Origin of the sequence: Lactobacillus helsingborgensis (genome assembly GCF_000970855.1) — a bacterium.
Taxonomy (GTDB): Bacteria; Bacillota; Bacilli; order Lactobacillales; family Lactobacillaceae; genus Lactobacillus; species Lactobacillus helsingborgensis.
The window spans coordinates 886,705-902,495 of sequence record NZ_KQ034046.1; the positions used below are offsets into that span (position 1 = coordinate 886,705).

General features: G+C 37.0%; 19 protein-coding genes and 1 riboswitch. Of the genes, 17 read left to right on the forward strand and 2 right to left on the reverse strand.

The window, feature by feature from the left end; genetic code table 11:
• Window position 1 precedes the first annotated feature (1 nt).
• From JF73_RS04120 to JF73_RS04170, 11 genes are all read left to right on the forward strand, one after another.
• Window positions 2–358: a hypothetical protein gene (locus JF73_RS04120; protein WP_046327084.1), complete on the forward strand. Its 357-nt coding sequence runs from the start codon at window positions 2–4 to the stop codon at window positions 356–358.
• Window positions 355–1,095 carry a segregation and condensation protein A gene (locus tag JF73_RS04125; RefSeq protein WP_143435074.1) on the forward strand — a complete coding sequence of 247 codons (741 nt, stop codon included), beginning with the start codon at window positions 355–357 and terminating at the stop codon, window positions 1,093–1,095. The genes JF73_RS04120 and JF73_RS04125 overlap by 4 nt, the downstream gene beginning before the upstream one ends.
• Window positions 1,085–1,693: an SMC-Scp complex subunit ScpB gene (gene scpB, locus JF73_RS04130; protein WP_046327086.1), complete on the forward strand. Its 609-nt coding sequence runs from the start codon at window positions 1,085–1,087 to the stop codon at window positions 1,691–1,693. Before JF73_RS04125 ends, scpB begins: the two co-directional genes overlap by 11 nt.
• Window positions 1,693–2,412, forward strand: a complete 720-nt coding sequence (locus JF73_RS04135) for a pseudouridine synthase (RefSeq protein ID WP_046327087.1) — start codon at window positions 1,693–1,695, stop codon at window positions 2,410–2,412. Before scpB ends, JF73_RS04135 begins: the two co-directional genes overlap by 1 nt.
• Before the next feature lie 27 nt (window positions 2,413–2,439).
• A riboswitch (FMN riboswitch) is annotated at window positions 2,440–2,554 on the forward strand.
• Window positions 2,555–2,641: 87 nt separating this feature from the next.
• Window positions 2,642–3,322, forward strand: a complete 681-nt coding sequence (locus JF73_RS04140; RefSeq protein ID WP_046327088.1) for an ECF transporter S component — start codon at window positions 2,642–2,644, stop codon at window positions 3,320–3,322.
• A gap of 103 nt (window positions 3,323–3,425) precedes the next feature.
• Window positions 3,426–3,917 carry a LysM peptidoglycan-binding domain-containing protein gene (locus tag JF73_RS04145; RefSeq protein WP_046327089.1) on the forward strand — a complete coding sequence of 164 codons (492 nt, stop codon included), beginning with the start codon at window positions 3,426–3,428 and terminating at the stop codon, window positions 3,915–3,917.
• Window positions 3,918–3,968: 51 nt separating this feature from the next.
• A complete protein-coding gene (gene cmk, locus JF73_RS04150) occupies window positions 3,969–4,643 on the forward strand; it encodes a (d)CMP kinase (protein WP_046327090.1) in 675 nt (224 codons plus the stop codon).
• 72 nt (window positions 4,644–4,715) lie between these two features.
• The gene (rpsA, locus tag JF73_RS04155; RefSeq protein ID WP_038522505.1) at window positions 4,716–5,921 is read left to right on the forward strand and encodes a 30S ribosomal protein S1; all 1,206 of its coding nucleotides are present in this window, start codon (window positions 4,716–4,718) and stop codon (window positions 5,919–5,921) included.
• 60 nt (window positions 5,922–5,981) lie between these two features.
• A complete protein-coding gene (gene der, locus JF73_RS04160; protein ID WP_046327091.1) occupies window positions 5,982–7,292 on the forward strand; it encodes a ribosome biogenesis GTPase Der in 1,311 nt (436 codons plus the stop codon).
• Window positions 7,293–7,475: 183 nt separating this feature from the next.
• A complete protein-coding gene (gene hbs, locus JF73_RS04165; protein ID WP_038522511.1) occupies window positions 7,476–7,751 on the forward strand; it encodes a non-specific DNA-binding protein Hbs in 276 nt (91 codons plus the stop codon).
• A 95-nt stretch (window positions 7,752–7,846) separates the two neighbouring features.
• Window positions 7,847–9,106: a tetratricopeptide repeat protein gene (locus JF73_RS04170; RefSeq protein ID WP_046327092.1), complete on the forward strand. Its 1,260-nt coding sequence runs from the start codon at window positions 7,847–7,849 to the stop codon at window positions 9,104–9,106.
• 64 nt (window positions 9,107–9,170) lie between these two features.
• Here JF73_RS04170 and JF73_RS04175 read toward each other — a convergent pair whose 3' ends face one another.
• Window positions 9,171–10,058 carry a YitT family protein gene (locus tag JF73_RS04175; protein ID WP_038522516.1) on the reverse strand — a complete coding sequence of 296 codons (888 nt, stop codon included), beginning with the start codon at window positions 10,056–10,058 and terminating at the stop codon, window positions 9,171–9,173.
• Window positions 10,059–10,144: 86 nt separating this feature from the next.
• Here JF73_RS04175 and JF73_RS04180 point away from each other — a divergent pair, with 86 nt between their 5' ends.
• Window positions 10,145–11,344 carry a CCA tRNA nucleotidyltransferase gene (locus JF73_RS04180; protein ID WP_046327093.1) on the forward strand — a complete coding sequence of 400 codons (1,200 nt, stop codon included), beginning with the start codon at window positions 10,145–10,147 and terminating at the stop codon, window positions 11,342–11,344.
• Window position 11,345: 1 nt separating this feature from the next.
• On the opposite strand, the gene trhA is transcribed toward JF73_RS04180, so the two are convergent.
• Window positions 11,346–12,011, reverse strand: coding sequence for a PAQR family membrane homeostasis protein TrhA (trhA, locus tag JF73_RS04185; RefSeq protein ID WP_046327094.1), 666 nt, complete (start codon window positions 12,009–12,011; stop codon window positions 11,346–11,348).
• Window positions 12,012–12,131: 120 nt separating this feature from the next.
• Between trhA and JF73_RS04190 the strand changes: the two genes are divergently transcribed.
• Genes JF73_RS04190 through dprA form a run of 5 tightly spaced genes read left to right on the forward strand, consistent with a single transcriptional unit; the run spans window position 12,132 to window position 15,760 of the window.
• Window positions 12,132–12,992 (forward strand): DegV family protein, encoded by an 861-nt coding sequence (locus tag JF73_RS04190; RefSeq protein WP_038522524.1) that lies wholly within the window; start codon window positions 12,132–12,134, stop codon window positions 12,990–12,992.
• A 3-nt stretch (window positions 12,993–12,995) separates the two neighbouring features.
• Complete coding sequence (locus JF73_RS04195) at window positions 12,996–13,226, forward strand: YozE family protein (protein WP_046327095.1); 231 nt, start codon at window positions 12,996–12,998, stop codon at window positions 13,224–13,226.
• A 46-nt stretch (window positions 13,227–13,272) separates the two neighbouring features.
• Entirely contained in the window at window positions 13,273–14,112 is an 840-nt protein-coding gene (ylqF, locus tag JF73_RS04200; protein WP_046327404.1) for a ribosome biogenesis GTPase YlqF, read from the forward strand.
• On the forward strand, window positions 14,109–14,864 hold the full coding sequence (gene rnhB, locus JF73_RS04205) for a ribonuclease HII (protein WP_046327096.1): 756 nt from the start codon (window positions 14,109–14,111) through the stop codon (window positions 14,862–14,864). Before ylqF ends, rnhB begins: the two co-directional genes overlap by 4 nt.
• A gap of 44 nt (window positions 14,865–14,908) precedes the next feature.
• Window positions 14,909–15,760, forward strand: a complete 852-nt coding sequence (gene dprA, locus JF73_RS04210) for a DNA-processing protein DprA (protein ID WP_046327097.1) — start codon at window positions 14,909–14,911, stop codon at window positions 15,758–15,760.
• The last annotated feature ends 31 nt before the right edge of the window (window positions 15,761–15,791 follow it).

Genomic DNA, 15,791 nt, shown 5'->3' on the forward strand with positions numbered 1-15,791 from the left:
AATGTTAATTGAATGTAAAAATGATAAAGAAAAAGTAGCAATGGGCTTGTTGTCATATTTACCTGATTTTAAAAACCTTGCTAACCTTAAAGATGAAATTCATTTAAACAAGAATAGCAATGAATTTCATCTATACCTTTATCGTGCTCAGGATCCCAATTTTGTGGGCGTAATCGGAACCCAAGCGAATAAGCAATTTGTAGTTATCCGCTATCTTTCGTTTGCTCCTGATTATCGTAAGGAAAAGTATGTGGCACAAGCAGTCAATGAATTGGCCCAGGCTAATCCGCAAAAAATTATTACTGCTGTTCCTGAATATATTGAACTGATTAAATATCTTAAAAAGGACACGAGATAATGAGTGAAAACCTAACTTTGGAATTACCTAATTTTGAAGGTCCTTTGGACTTATTGCTGCACCTAATCAAAGTCCAAAAAATTGATATTTATGATATTCCGATTGCCCAAATTACCAGTCAATATTTGGCCTATTTGCAAGAAATGCAACAATTAAATCTCAAAATAGCAGGAGAATACTTTGTGATGTCTTCAATGCTTTTGCGCATTAAATCTCAATCATTATTACCGCATAATGATTTTGCAGATGAAAACGAAGAACAGGAAGATCCGCGGGATGAATTAGTGCAGCAACTAGTAACCTACTCAGTATTTAAAAAGGTTTCAGCTTATTTTAAAAAAAGAAACGAAGAAGTTCCAATTACTGCTGCTAAGGAAGAAAGTGTTCCCCAAAATAAAAAGATTCAGCCTTTACCAAAAGGGCAGATCACAGCTACGGAATTAACCAATACTTTTATAGTAATTTTGCAACGAATGAAAATTAGGCAGCCTGATATCGTTTCGGTTAATGTAAACGAAACCTCTGTAGCAGAAATGGCTCATTTTTTACAAAAAAAGTTAGCTAAACATCAGACCGTCAGTTTTTTTTCGTGTTGTAAGGAAATGAGAACCTTATCCGATGTGATTGGCTTATTTTTAGCATTACTTGAACTATGTAAGAAACAACAAGTAAAAGTGCTACAAAAAAGGACTTTTGGCGATCTTTGTTTAGAAAGAATTGATTGTGATGACAAGTAAAATAGCGCAGTTAGAAGCACTATTATATGTAGCTGGTGATGCTGGTATTACAGATGTAAATTTATGTGAACTTTTGCAAATTACCAAGCCTGCTTTGCGTGAACTGACCAAAGAATTACAAAAAAAGCTGCTGGAAAATGCTGATTCAGGTCTTCAAGTACAGCATATTAATGACAACTATAAATTAACTACTCGTCCCGAAATGAGTGCGATCATTGAGCACTTTTTTCAAAAAGATTTAACAAAAAGCTTGAGTCAATCTGCACTTGAAATATTGTCGATTATTGCTTACAAGCAGCCTATAACCAGAATAGAAATTGATGAAATTAGAGGCGTTAATTCCTCTGGTGCACTGCAAACATTAATCTGGCGCGGGTTAGTTAAAATAGATGGTAAAAAAGAAGCTCCCGGTCACCCAAACGTATATGTGACCAGTGACTACTTTTTACAATATTTTGGTTATCACAGTCTGGCCGACTTGCCCTTAATTGAAGACTTTGAGGATGAAAGTGTAAACGCTGAAGGCGAAATAGATTTATTTGCTGCCAAAGGACAAGCTGATAAAAATATTGCAAAAACTCAAAAAGGAGAAAAATAATGGTTTTAGAACGGTTGCAAAAAGTAATTGCGGAAGCTGGGATTGCTTCACGCCGCAAGGCCGAAAAGATGATCGTAGAAGGACGAGTGACGGTTGATGGGAAAGTCGTTACTCAGCTAGGAACTAAAGTTAACACTTTTAGCAACGTTACTGTTGATGGCGAGCCGATTGAGCGTGAAAGTCTACATACTTATTTGTTTTATAAACCACGCGGCGTAGTTTCTACTGCCAGTGACGATAAAGGTAGGAAAACAGTAGTTGATTATTTTAAAAACTTACCGTACCGGCTATATCCAATCGGAAGACTTGACTATGACACTTCTGGGTTGCTGCTGATGACTAATGATGGAGAATTAGCTAACTTGTTAATGCACCCACGTAATAACGTGGCCAAGGTTTATGTGGCAAAAATAACAGGTCAGCTTACGCCTGAAGAAATCGGTCAACTGAAAAATGGTGTCAAAATTGATCGGCATAGATGTGCACCTGCCAAAGTAAAAATCATTAAGACCGATCGCAAAAAGAATAACCAAATTGTGCAGTTAACAATTCATGAAGGACAATATCATCAAGTCAAAAGAATGTTTAAGTCTGTAAACCATCAAGTTAAAAAATTAGCCCGTGAAAAATATGCTTTTCTAACTCTTGATTCTTTAGTTTCTGGCACATATAGAGAATTAACTCATGAAGAAGTTGACAGATTAAAGGACGTAGATTAACATATATGTGGAAATTAAAAATAAGTTTGTTGTCTTCATGGCAGGGTGAAAATCCCGACCGGTGGTGTAAGTCCACGACCCACGATAGTGGTGGAATCTAATGAGATACCGATAGTTAAAGTCTAGATGAAAGAAGACAGACTAAACTAAAAGCCAAGATCTATAGCTTACTTTTACATGGTCTGTTGCTAGGAGCAACAGACCATGTATTTTTTTGGAGGTAAGAATCTTGCATAAAAAGAAATCTAGTAATTTAGCTAACATAGTAGCCTATACTTTAATTGGAACGATTGCATATATATTAATGCTGCTTGAATTTCCGCTACTGACTAGTTTTTTAAAATTTGATTTTTCAGACGTGGTCATTACAATTGGTACATTTTTGTTTGGACCTGGACCCGGTGCATTCATTGCATTTGTGCGGATGTTAATCAATTTAATTTATAAGGGCTTTGCTTTACCAAGTATAGTTGGACAAACTGCAGCTTTTCTTGCTTCACTTTCTTTTGCTTTGCCATTTTATTATTTAACTAAAAATATTAGTAAAGATGAAAAGAATTTCTCGAAAAAATTTTTACAACCAATAGTAGGAATTGTTCTGGGAATTGTGGCGATGACTATAGTTTTATCCGTACTCAATGCTCTAGTGTTAACACCTTTTTATGCGGTGACTACAGTTCCTAACTTACCGGCAATCCATGGCTATACTGGTTTGCTTGCCTTTACAGAAAAGGTTTATTTAGGTCAATTGTTACATATTCCTTCTATGAGTGCTTATATTTTTGGTATTATTGTGCCATTTAATCTGTTAAAAGGAACAATTAATGGTGTAGTTGTTTACTTATTATTTGAAACAGTTTTACGAACATTTAAGCCTTTTGTACGCAGAAACTTTAATTTAAAAAATTAATATAGTGAAAAACCAAAATCAGTCTATTAAATGACTGATTTTTTTGTCCACTTAAATGGCAAATATGCTAAAATTAAGCAGGTTAGGTAAGGAGGTTTTCACGATGAATCATAATCAAGAGGGTCCATATCATCATTATGAACGTCCTCAGGAATCAAGGGTCAGGACATATAAGTCTGTATCAAAAGGCTGGCTTGCCCTAATAGTTTTGTTGGTTGTTGTTTTAGTAGCTCTTGTTCCTGTAGTTCATCATTTGGCTGGAAATAATAATTCTGCCAGCAAAGTTGTTGAAGTACGTAAAACAAGTAAAAAAACAATTAAGCATACCAAAGCTAAAAACTTGCCTGCTAAAAATAAAAAAGTTATAAATAAAAGTAAAACCAAGACTAAAACTGAGACAAAGTCAAAGAAAAAATCTCAGACTAAGCCTCAAAAGAAACGTGCAGTTGTAAAACAATACGTTGTAAAAAGTGGTGATTCGTTAACAAGTATTGCCAACCGATTTAATATGTCTGTAGGCTATTTAGCACAGTTAAATCAACTTGATCCCTATAGTCAAGTTGATATTGGTCAAACATTAAAGATTAGACAATAATAATTTAGAAAGGAATAGGGACTAATAGTCAATAGTCCCTTTTTTATTGGAATGCAAGTAGCAATTGATGGTCCAGCATCTGCTGGTAAAAGTACAGTAGCAAAAATTATCGCTCAAAAGTTAAATTTCACTTATATTGATACGGGGGCAATGTACCGCGCATCTACGTGGTTGGCGCGGGAACACAAACTTAGTTATGGTGATGAAAAGGGCATATTGGCTGCTATTGAACAGGAAAATATTGAACTGAAGTCTGTTGCCGGTCAACAAAAGGTTTTTGTGGGTACAAAAGATATTTCACAAGAAATTCGCACGCCAGATATTTCAGCTCATGTTTCTCAAGTATCAGCTCTTGCTGGGGTAAGGGAAAAGATGGTCAAATTACAAAGGCAGATGGCTGGCAAAATGAATGTGGTGATGGACGGTCGTGATATTGGTACCACTGTTTTACCAAATGCTGCTGTAAAAATCTTTTTGATTGCTTCTGCTCATTCCCGTGCTGAAAGAAGAATGAAGGACTTCAAGGAAAGAGGCATTAAAGTAGATCAATCACTTGCAGAAATTGAACATGATATTGCGGAAAGGGATTATAAAGATTCTCATCGTAAAATCTCACCATTAAAAAAAGCACAGGACGCTATCGAAATTGACACGACTGCAATGACGATTGAGCAAGTTGTTAATGCAATTTTATTTGAAATTAAAAAAAGTCAAAAAAAACTATAAAAAAGGGGATAAAACAGTAGAAAAATCTCTAACTTTCATTTAAAATTAGAGTATGATATTGGGAGGTAAATAATGTCAGAAAACAGTAATCAATTTTTAGATGCATTAAAGCAAATGCAAGGAGTTGAGGTCGGAGATATCGTAGATGTTGAAGTATTAGACGTTGAAGAAGGTCAAATTGATGTTGGTGTCGTAAATGCCGGCGTTGAAGGTGTGATTCCTCGTCGTGAATACACTTCAGATCGCAATGTTGACCTACGTGAAGCCGTTAAGCCAGGCGACAAGTTCAAAGCTTTGGTTTTGAGAAAAGCTGGCGGTGACAAAGAAAACGGAGAATTCTTCTTCTCAGTTACCCGTTTAAAGGAAAGAGAAGCTTACGATGAATTACAAAAGGACTTCGAAGAAGGTAAGACTATCGAAGGTACTGTAACTTCATCTGTACGTGGTGGTTTGTTAGTTGATGTTGGTACAAGAGGTTTCTTGCCAGCTTCACTGATTTCTAACCGTTACGTTTCAGATCTTAAGCCTTTCATTGGCAAGACCATGAAACTTAAGATTACCGAAATTGATCCAAGTAAGAATCGCTTAATTCTTTCTCACAAGGACTTAATTGAAGAAGAACGTGAAGAAGCTTTTGATAAGGTAGCATCTCAATTAGTTGTTGGTGATGTTGTTGAAGGCAAAGTTTCTCGTTTAACTAATTTCGGAGCTTTTGTTGATGTTGGTGGTGTTGACGGTTTAGTCCACATATCCGAGATTTCATATAAGCATGTTGATAAGCCAAGCGATGTTTTGAAGGCTGGTCAAGATGTTAAAGTTAAAGTAATTGGTATTGATGATGATAGACATCGCATCTCCCTTTCGATTAAGCAAACTGAACCTTCTCCATTCGAACAAGCCACAGCTGACTTACACGAAGGAGATGTGTTTGAAGGCGAAGTAAAATCTTTAACTAACTTCGGTGCCTTTGTTGAAGTAGCTGATGGCATTCAAGGTTTGGTACATGTTTCAGAAATTTCTTATAAGCATGTTGATAAGCCAAGTGATGTGTTAAAGGTTGGTCAAACAGTTAAAGTCAAAGTTTTAAACATTGATCCTAATGAACGTCGTATTTCACTTTCAATGAAGGCTGCTGAGCCTAAGAGTTCTGAAAATGAAGGCAACCAATCACACGGTTCATACAATCGCAATTCGGTTAACAAGAAATACATGAACAATGATGATAACGGCTTTGCTTTAGGTGATATCATAGGTGACCAATTAAAAGATCGTCGTTAATTTTTAATGAAAAGACCGACTTTTTAAGTCGGTTTTTTTATTTATGAAGGAGGCTGAAAAATGGTTTTACCCGTTGTTGCAATAGTTGGACAGCCAAATGTTGGTAAATCAACGCTTTTCAACCGGATTATTAATCAACGTTTAGCAATAGTCGAAGATAAGCCAGGTGTAACTAGAGATCGCAATTATGCTCAAGCAGAATGGTTGGGTCATAAATTCGATTTAATTGACACTGGCGGTATAACTTGGTCAGGCAGCAATATTGAAGATGAGATTAGGGCTCAAGCAGAAATAGCGATTGAAGAAGCTGATGTAATTGTCATCCTAACTAGTGTGACCAACCACTTAACTAGTCTTGATGAACGAATTGCGCAAATGCTCTATCAAACTAAGAAGCCGGTAATCTTAGCTGTCAATAAGGCTGATAATCCTGAACAGCGCATGGATATATATGATTTTTACAGCTTAGGATTTGGTGAACCTATTCCAGTTTCAAGCATTCATGGGACTGGTATTGGTGATTTGCTGGATCGCATTGTTGCTAGCTTGCCGCAGGATTTAGATCAAAACGAAAACAAACAAATATCTTTTAGTGTTATTGGTCGACCAAATGTCGGAAAATCTTCCATTGTAAATCAACTTGTGGGAGAAAAAAGGGTCATCGTTAATAACGAAGAGGGTACTACCCGGGATGCAGTCGACACGCCATTTGAAACGGCTGATGGTACTAAATTTAGAATCGTGGACACAGCTGGTATCAGAAAAAGGGGCAAAGTTTACGAAAAAACTGAAAAGTACTCAGTTATGAGAGCGATGGGCGCTATTGAACATTCCGATATAGTTTGTTTGGTACTGGATGCCGATACCGGCATTAGAGAGCAAGATAAGCACGTTGCGGGTTATGCCCATGAAGCAGGACGCGGCATCATTATCGTGGTCAATAAATGGGATCTACCAAAAAAGAATAGCAATAGTGCCAAAGAGTTTGAGCAAACTATTCGAACAGAATTTCAATATTTAGATTATGCTCCAATTTTATTTGTTTCAGCTAAAACCGGACAGAATTTGGCAAAAATTCCAGAAATGGTTAAGCAAGTTTATCGCAATCAGCAGCAAAGAATTAAGTCAAGTGTATTGAATGACTTGCTTTTGGAAGCAAGTAAGTTAGTTCCTACACCTATGATTAAGGGTAAGAGACTGCGTGTTTATTATATGACTCAAGTTGCTACTAATCCGCCCACTTTTGTTGTTTTTGTGAATGACCCTGAGTTAATGCACTTTTCTTATGAACGATTTTTAACTAATCAGTTAAGAGCCAACTTTGACTTTTCTGGAACACCAATTAAGATTATTCCACGTAAGAGAAAATAGTTTGTATCTAGCAAATGCATAAAAAACACATTTTTAGATTAAATTGCTTGTTGTAGCAGGGCTTTTGTGCTATTTTGAATTCAAGGAAATAGTGATCTAGATAATCATTTATTCCTTGTTCCTTTGTTGAGGAACTAGTTAGGAATCTTTTTAGAGATTCATGTTTCAGGAGGTGAATTCCCAATGGCAAATAAAGCAGAATTAGTTAGTGAAGTTGCATCAAAGACAAAGTTAACAAAAAAAGACGCAGCTACAGCTGTTGATGCAATTTTTAGCTCAATCCAAGAAGATCTTTCTAAAGGTAAGAAAGTACAATTGATTGGCTTTGGAACTTTTGAAGTGCGTAAGCGTGCAGCCCGTAAAGGACGTAATCCACAAACTGGCGCTGAAATTAAAATTCCAGCAAGTGTTGTACCAGCATTTAGACCTGGTAAGGCTCTTAAAGAAGCTGTTAAATAGCTTAATAGTTTTTACTTAAAAGATGGTGGCTAATTCGCCATCATCTTTTTTGTTTGTTATTATTTTAAATGTAGATAAATCATGGAGGAATTAAAATGAGCTATTCAGAACAACTTCTTGATGCCATTGAACGGCAAGATTTTTCCCAGGAAAAAATTTTATTGAAAAAAGCCTTAGACAGCGATGAACCTGAAATTTTAGCATCACTAGCAGAAAACCTTGTAGGATTAGGTTTTACCGACTTAGCTAAGGAAGTATACCGCAGTCTGATTGCTCGTTTTCCCAAAGAGGACCTATTCAAAATCTATTTAGCTGAAATTTTATTAAATGACGGCAAAGACGAAGATGCCTTGACTTTACTTTACGGTGTTAAACCAGATTCTGCGGCATATCTTGACAGCTTATTAGTGCAGGCAGATTATTATCAAAGTAATGGTTTGCTCGAAACAGCCTATAAAAAGCTCTTAGAGGCTGCTAAAATTTCACCTGATGAAGATGTCGTCAAGTTTGGTTTAGCCGAACTGGATTATCTCAGCGGGCGTTACGAGCAGGCACTGTCTAGATACCAAGATCTATTAAAGCGCCATAAAACATTTAGCGAAGTAAATTTGAATGATCGGTTATTTCAAACTTTAGCCAAATTAGGCCGCTACGAAGAAGCTAGCAGAGTTATTTCCCAAAACGGCAACGAAATCTTGGATATTGACAGTAAATACCAGGCTGCCTTAGTAATGCTTGCTGTTCATAAAGATGAGCAGGCTATTATATACTTGAATGAAGTAATTGATCAAAGTCCTGATTACGTAAACGCATACCGTCTGTTAGTTGACGCATACGAGCAGCAGCATAATAATGAGCAGGAACTGCGGTCAGCTCAAGCTGGAATAGCCTATAATGAGCTTGACCCAGTTTTGTATAAAAAAGGCGCCCAAGCTGCTCTAAGAATGAATGATTTTAAAACTGCTGAAGAATTATTGCAAAAGGGAATAAAATTTTTACCTGAAAATATCGCATTGCGCATCCAATTATCAAATCTTTATGTAAAAGAAAATAAAGATGAAGAAAATATTGCTCTGTTTAAGCAATTGGATGATGAAGATCTTGAACCACAAGTGCACTGGAACCTGGCAATTTCCTATCAAAATTTAGATCAAAGTGCCAAGGCCAAAAGTGAATTTTTATTAGCCTATCCTGAATTTAAAGATAATAGTGCATTTTTAAAACAAATGATCCGCTTTTTCAATACAGAGCCTAATGCCAAAGAAATTGTCAAAGAACTTCTCGAAAAGTACCTGAAACTTGAACCTGAAGATACAGAAATGCAGGAAATGTATGACAACTTGAATTTTAAATAAAAAGTATCGTAATAAAAAAGCCCGTTTAGGGCTTTTTATGTGCTTAAATTTAAACCAGTTAAAACTATTTTCTAATTAGTAAATGGTGCCTTTTTTGCTTGTAAGTAAAGCCTTCGCCTAAAACCTCGTGTACTTCAATTACACTGACAAAAGCTTGCGGATCCTCGGCAGCTATCAGTTCTTTAACCACAGGTATTTCTCTGGGAGAAACTACCAGGTAAATCACTGGTCTTTTTGTTTTTTTATAACCACCACGAGCTTCAAAATAAGTAAAACCGCGATCTAATTTTAAGTCAATCATTTGGGCGATTTCTTGGTAATGATCCGAAATAATTAATAGTCCGCGAGCAGAATAGGCCCCTTGTTGCACAGCATCCATTACTCTGGAAAGAATAAAGGCGGCTACCAGAGTATACATAATATGCTTAATGTCTAAATATGATAAAGATGACAGCAAAATGATGGTGTCACAGAAAAGAAGCACTTTTCCAGAAGAAAAGCCAAACTTAATTTGCATAATTCTTGCGATAATATCTGTTCCGCCCGAAGTACCGTTGTAGCGAAAAACTAGTCCTAAACCAATACCGGAAAGCGTTCCTGCTAAAATTGCCGACAAGAAGAGGTCGTGTTCTAAGTTTAATTGATATATAATAGGGATTAAGCGCCAAAACCACAGGAAAAATGATAACCATAGAGTTCCCCAAATGGTGTAGGCTAGTGGCCTTTTACCCATGAAACGATAACCTAAAATTATTAAGGGGATGTTAAGTAAAAGGGATGATAACCCCATATTTATTCCCCAAAAATGTCTCAGCAGTAATGTAATACCGCTAATTCCGCCGTCTGTAAGTTTGTTCGGAACAGAGATCATATCCAGACTAAGCGCGTAAATCGCGCAACCAATTGCTATCATAATCAGATCTATGACATTTTTCTTGTTGATTTTCTGCATAATACATAATCTTTCTTTAAAAAATATTATCTTTAAACTAACATAAATTAAATTAAAAAAACACTGATAAATGAGTTGACTAAAAAATGAAGAAAATAAACAATTTACCACCAATTTTTACTGCGGCATTTCCCGTGCTTGATAAATTAAATGAGGCTGGATATGAAGCATATTTTGTAGGCGGTTCTATTCGTGATTTACTTTTAAAGCGACCTATCCATGATATTGATATTGCCACCAGCGCTTATCCTGCCGAAGTGAAAAATCTTTTCCCTAAATCTATCGATACGGGTATTAAACACGGAACAGTGACGGTTTTAAATGATGGTGCCAGTTACGAAATTACTACTTTTAGAACCGAATCGGGGTACCAAGACTTTCGCAGACCTGATCACGTCACGTTTGTGCAAAATCTTGCAGAAGATTTAAAAAGGCGTGACTTTACGATTAACGCTTTAGCAATGAATACAAAAGGGGAGATAATTGATCTCTTTAACGGTTTAAGTGACTTAAAAAAGCGTCTGATAAAAGCTGTTGGTGATCCAGCAACCAGATTTCATGAAGACGCCTTAAGAATGATGAGAGCCGTGCGCTTTATGAGTCAGCTGGACTTCAAGCTTGAAAGTAAAACTAAAAAAGCGGTCAGTGAATTTCATGATTTGTTGCCGAAAATTTCAGTTGAACGCATCCGTGATGAGTTTGTCAAAATGGGAACAGGGGCTAATTCACGGGCAGCCTTTCAGGTCTTTTTAGATACTGAGTTAAGTGAAGGGGTCCCAGATTTTGCCGGCAAAAAAGATTTGTTGGCAATTTATCCCCAGTTAAAGTTTAATCCCAGTATGGAAACCAGCCTGTGGGCAGTGATCATTATTCTTTTAAAAATACCTAATAACGAAATTGGACACTTCATGCGTGACTGGAAGAATTCCAATGCGATGACTGAAAAAGTAAAAAAGATAGTAGCTTTATTTGATCTGCTCTCCGAAAAATCACCATCTGATTTTGAATTGTTTACTGCAGGGAAAGATATTTTGCTTAACACAATTGATGTCGCTCACATATTAGGTCAACCAGTTAATTCCGAAGCTTTGGTTGACCGCTACACTGCTTTACCGATCAAAGCGGATGCAGAATTAGCCGTTGATGGTCAGTTTTTAATTGCTAATGGCATTAAACCGGGACCAAAATTAGGTCAGATTCTCTTATTAATTAAACAAAAAGTGATTGCGGGTGAAGTAGAAAACACTCAAGAGGCAATTCAGGACTATCTCAACCAGATAGAATAACTTAAACATAAAATAAGACAGAGAAATACATTAAAGCTGAACCTAATATCACAAACAAGTGCCAGATTACATGAATGAAAGGAATTCTTTTCATTGTGTATAAAAAAGCACCCACTGTGTAAGCCACGCCACCACCAACAAGGAGCCAGAAACCGACGGGACTGAGCCTAACGTATAGATAGTTGCCAGCTAAGATTACGAGCCAGCCCATCGCGACGTATAAAACAGTATCTAATATGACGTGTTTTCCTCTATTAAAAATGTAGTAAACAATGCCAAAAATAGCAATTAGCCAGACTAAGCTGAATAATAAAATACCCCACTTACCACCAATTGCTACCAAAGAGTAGGGGGTGTAAGAGCCGGCAATCAGGAGGTAAATTGATGAGTGGTCAAAAATCTGGAATACATTGCGCGCTCTAGTAAAAATCAGACTGTGAAAAAGCGTAGAAAAGAGGTACAAAAGAAGTAGACATGAACCATAAATGGTAAAGGTAACTATTCTAAGTGGACTATGTGTGGCGGCAGCTTTTATAATCAGCAGTACTAAACCGGCTACAGCAAGACAAAAGCCAATCCCATGGGTAACTGCACTGAGTGTATTGTCTAAAATATAGTAGCTTTTCGGTCTTTGCTCAGGTTCTTGCCAAATTTTTTGCATTTTCATTATGAAACAGATTGTTCGCTTTCTTTTTTTTACTAGTTTTTTTGCTATAATGATTATAATTAATACAGTTCACATTCTATCATAAATGAGAACAGCAAAGCAGAATTGAGGGCGAGAACGTTGTCAGAAATTAAAATTTTGACAGATTCTTCCGCGCAATTAACGCCGGAAGAAATTGAAAAATATCATATTACCGTTGTGCCTTTGTCGGTTACAATTGATGGAGAGACATACTTAGATGGTGTGGAAATTACCAGGCAACAATTTGTACAAAAAATGAGCGAGTCGGAGCAATTGCCGAAAACCAGCCAACCACCTATTGGCACTATGGTTGATACGATTAATGAGCTCACAAAAGATGGCAGCGAAGTTATTGGAATTTTCTTGGCAAAAGTATTAAGCGGCACGATTGATGCCGCTCGGCAAGCAGTCAAACTAACTGGTAAAGCGGATCAAGTACATATAGTAGATTCAGAATTAACAGATAGATCTGAGGGCTTTCAAGTATTAGCGGCTGCACGAGATATCGCTGCTGGTAAGACTATTCCCGAAATTTTAAGTCATATTGAAAAAATCAAAAAAACGCAGCGTTTGCATCTTCTAATCGTTAATTTGGAAAATGTTATTAAGGGTGGGCGTTTAGGACCTTTGGCAGGAAAAATCGCCAATATGCTTAATATTAGAATTGAATTGCAAATGCCAAATGGTCAGCTGAAAATTGCTAAAAAAGGTCGAGGCAAGAAATTTTCTTTGGCTTTTGACAAACGTGTTTTAGATGATATTGAAGCAAATAAGGAAAAGATCAAAGAAGTGGGCATTTCTTATGTTGCCACTGGTGAGACACCCCAAAAACTGCTTGACTTTGCTCAAAAAATCAAAGATATTAATTCTAAAATAGACGTTTTGGTCCGCGAAACCAGTCCTATTATTGCTACACATGCTGGAATGGGTGCGTATGCAATACTTTATTATACGGAGTAAAAATTGGCATACAGAGAGAGCTTTTACCGTTTTTTAATGACCCAACGCGATGCGGATTCAAAAGATGAGGTGGCTCAGTTCGCAAATAACGCACAAAATGATCAGACTTTTCCTAAGCAAGAACAAAGCTATGAAAAATTATCTGATTATCTCGAACTTAATGCTGGTTATTTACCGAGTATGAGCATTTTTGATAGGGCATATCAAATGTATCGCGATAAAATGTTGTATTAAATTGAGCTCCAATTTGGGAGCTTTTTTAGTGTTTGAAAGGCAAATTATGGTTAACATTCAGTGGTACCCCGGACACATGAACAAGGCACGCAATCAACTGGAAGATAAAATGGGATTGATTGACGTAATTGTTGAAGTTTTGGATGCACGTATTCCGCAATCGTCACGCAATCCTATGATTGAAGAATTAGTGGGCGATAAACCGCACTTAATTATTTTAAACAAAGCTGATTTGGCTGATCCAATTATGACGAAAAGGTGGCAGAAAGAATTTACCAGTCAGGGAAAATTCGTCATGGCATTGGATTCACTACACAATACTAACATGCAAGTGCTGGTGCGCATGATTAAAAAAGCCGCGGCTGCTAAAATTAAAAAATTAACAGCTAAAGGTGCAAGTCAGCCAGTTATTAGAATTGCTTTGGCCGGTATCCCTAACTGCGGTAAATCAACTATCATCAATCGTTTAGTTGGGCGCAATGTAGCTGAAGTAGGTAATAAACCGGGAGTTACGAAAGGGCAAAATTGGCTTAAAACGACTGATAACATTCAGATTTTAGACACGCCGGGTATCTTATGGCCTAAGTTTGAAGATCAAACGGTTGGGTTGAAACTAGCAGCTTTAGGTGCAATTAAGGACAGCGTGTTTAGTGCTGATGATGTTGCCTTATTTGTGCTGGCAAAATTGCGCATGCACTATCTTAAAGACTTAAGCAAATTTGCTCGGACTACTAAAGAAGAAATTACCAAAATTAATGATACCGATTTATTGCTGGCGCTGACAGAAGAATATGGCATGAGAGATGATTATGATCGTTTTGCTACATACATGCTGCAACGGCTACGCAAAGGAAAAATAGGAAGGATCACCCTTGACCGATTATGACCATAAACGAAATTAAAAAATTACTGCAAAATGGCACGGTAAGCGCTGAAGACCTTGCTCTTTTGGAAAATGATTCTCGGGTTGGTGTTCAAAAACTTGTGCTTAGTTATCGTAACCGCCAGCAAAAATTAGCAAAGAAAAAAGCTGCTTTTTTAAAACGCTTTGCCTATGAAAAAGCCTTTTGGGCTAAAAAGCAAGTGGTAGCTGGTGTAGACGAAGTGGGCAGAGGCCCCTTGGCCGGCCCAGTAGTTACAGCCGCAGTAGTCATAGATGACAGTTTTGATTTAGTTGATGTCAATGATTCTAAAAAATTAAGTGCCAGGCGGCGTTTAGAATTATATCCGTTAATTTTACAAAAAGCGGTCAGTGTGGCAGTGGGCGTGAAAAGCGCGCAAATCATCGATCAAATCAATATTTATGAAGCTGACCGGTTAGCGATGGCTGAAGCAGTGAGAAATTTAGACGTTAAACCTGATGCTTTATTGGTTGACGCCATGCAGGTGCCGGTCAACCTGCCGCAAGTGCGGTTAATTAAAGGGGATGCAAAATCGAATTCAATTGCCGCTGCCTCAATTGTTGCTAAGGTATTCAGAGATCAATTAATGGCGGATTATGGTTTAATTTACCCAGAATACCACTTTGCTGAAAATGTCGGATACGGCACTAAAGAACATCTTGCAGCAATTAAAAAATATGGCGCTACCCCGATTCACCGTAAAACTTTTGCGCCGGTTAACTCTTTATCTAAATAAAAATTTTACCTCCTTTTTACGTACATGTATTTAGGAGGTTTTTTATGAAACTTACAGACTTTCTTTTGCATCTTAAATTACAAAAAGGAATGGGATATGTTAAGATATTACGAGTTGCAAGTCAATTAAATGCTGCAGATGTGACAATTCAGACTATTAAAGACTTAGATCTGCCAACTAATTTAATCAATTTGTGTATTAATGCTTATAATGATAGTAAGAGCAGTAAAATGATTGAACGGATAAAAAAACAATGTCACGTTATTAGTTTTTTTGATCCCGAATATCCTGAAAAATTGCGTCAGATTTATCAACCACCCTTGATTTTGTTTTTGCAGGGTAATACTACTTTGTTAGGGCGTAAAATCGCGACGATTGTTGGTTCCAGACAGGCAACTAATTATAGTCAATTAGTAATCAATCAACTCGTACCCAATTTAATTAGAAAAGACTATGTTATTGCCAGCGGTCTGGCGCAGGGTGTCGATGTCATGTCACATAAAGCGGCTTTAAAATATGCTGGACAAACGATTGCTGTGATAGGTAATGGTCTAAATCATTTTTACCCTATGACAAATTGTCATGTTCAAGAACAAATAGCACAAAATGGCTTACTAATTAGCGAATATTTACCGGATACGCCGCCGCGACCATTTCGCTTTCCGCAGAGAAATAGAATTCTGGCTGGCATTGCTGAATGTGTAATTGTTACTGAAGCTAAACAAAAGTCTGGTTCTTTGATCACAGCCAACTTGGCTTTACAGGAAAATCGCGATGTTTTTGCTATTCCTGGTCCAATTACCAGTGATCTTTCTCAAGGACCAAATAAACTGATTGAGGCTGGTGCCTATCCCATCACTGATTTTGATTTGCAACTTGAAAGATTTGACAATTAGCAGTTAAATATTCTATTCTCAATTGAGTATT

Bases quoted from the DNA above. Each gene is read 5' to 3' on its own strand.
- JF73_RS04120 (WP_046327084.1), top strand. From the start codon at position 2: ATGTTAATTGAATGTAAAAATGATAAAGAAAAAGTAGCAATGGGCTTG.
- scpB (WP_046327086.1), top strand. From the start codon at position 1,085: ATGACAAGTAAAATAGCGCAGTTAGAAGCACTATTATATGTAGCTGGT.
- JF73_RS04135 (WP_046327087.1), top strand. From the start codon at position 1,693: ATGGTTTTAGAACGGTTGCAAAAAGTAATTGCGGAAGCTGGGATTGCT.
- JF73_RS04145 (WP_046327089.1), top strand. From the start codon at position 3,426: ATGAATCATAATCAAGAGGGTCCATATCATCATTATGAACGTCCTCAG.
- cmk (WP_046327090.1), top strand. From the start codon at position 3,969: ATGCAAGTAGCAATTGATGGTCCAGCATCTGCTGGTAAAAGTACAGTA.
- rpsA (WP_038522505.1), top strand. From the start codon at position 4,716: ATGTCAGAAAACAGTAATCAATTTTTAGATGCATTAAAGCAAATGCAA.
- der (WP_046327091.1), top strand. From the start codon at position 5,982: ATGGTTTTACCCGTTGTTGCAATAGTTGGACAGCCAAATGTTGGTAAA.
- hbs (WP_038522511.1), top strand. From the start codon at position 7,476: ATGGCAAATAAAGCAGAATTAGTTAGTGAAGTTGCATCAAAGACAAAG.
- JF73_RS04170 (WP_046327092.1), top strand. From the start codon at position 7,847: ATGAGCTATTCAGAACAACTTCTTGATGCCATTGAACGGCAAGATTTT.
- JF73_RS04175 (WP_038522516.1), bottom strand. From the start codon at position 10,058: ATGCAGAAAATCAACAAGAAAAATGTCATAGATCTGATTATGATAGCA.
- JF73_RS04180 (WP_046327093.1), top strand. From the start codon at position 10,145: ATGAAGAAAATAAACAATTTACCACCAATTTTTACTGCGGCATTTCCC.
- trhA (WP_046327094.1), bottom strand. From the start codon at position 12,011: ATGAAAATGCAAAAAATTTGGCAAGAACCTGAGCAAAGACCGAAAAGC.
- ylqF (WP_046327404.1), top strand. From the start codon at position 13,273: ATGGTTAACATTCAGTGGTACCCCGGACACATGAACAAGGCACGCAAT.
- rnhB (WP_046327096.1), top strand. From the start codon at position 14,109: ATGACCATAAACGAAATTAAAAAATTACTGCAAAATGGCACGGTAAGC.
- dprA (WP_046327097.1), top strand. From the start codon at position 14,909: ATGAAACTTACAGACTTTCTTTTGCATCTTAAATTACAAAAAGGAATG.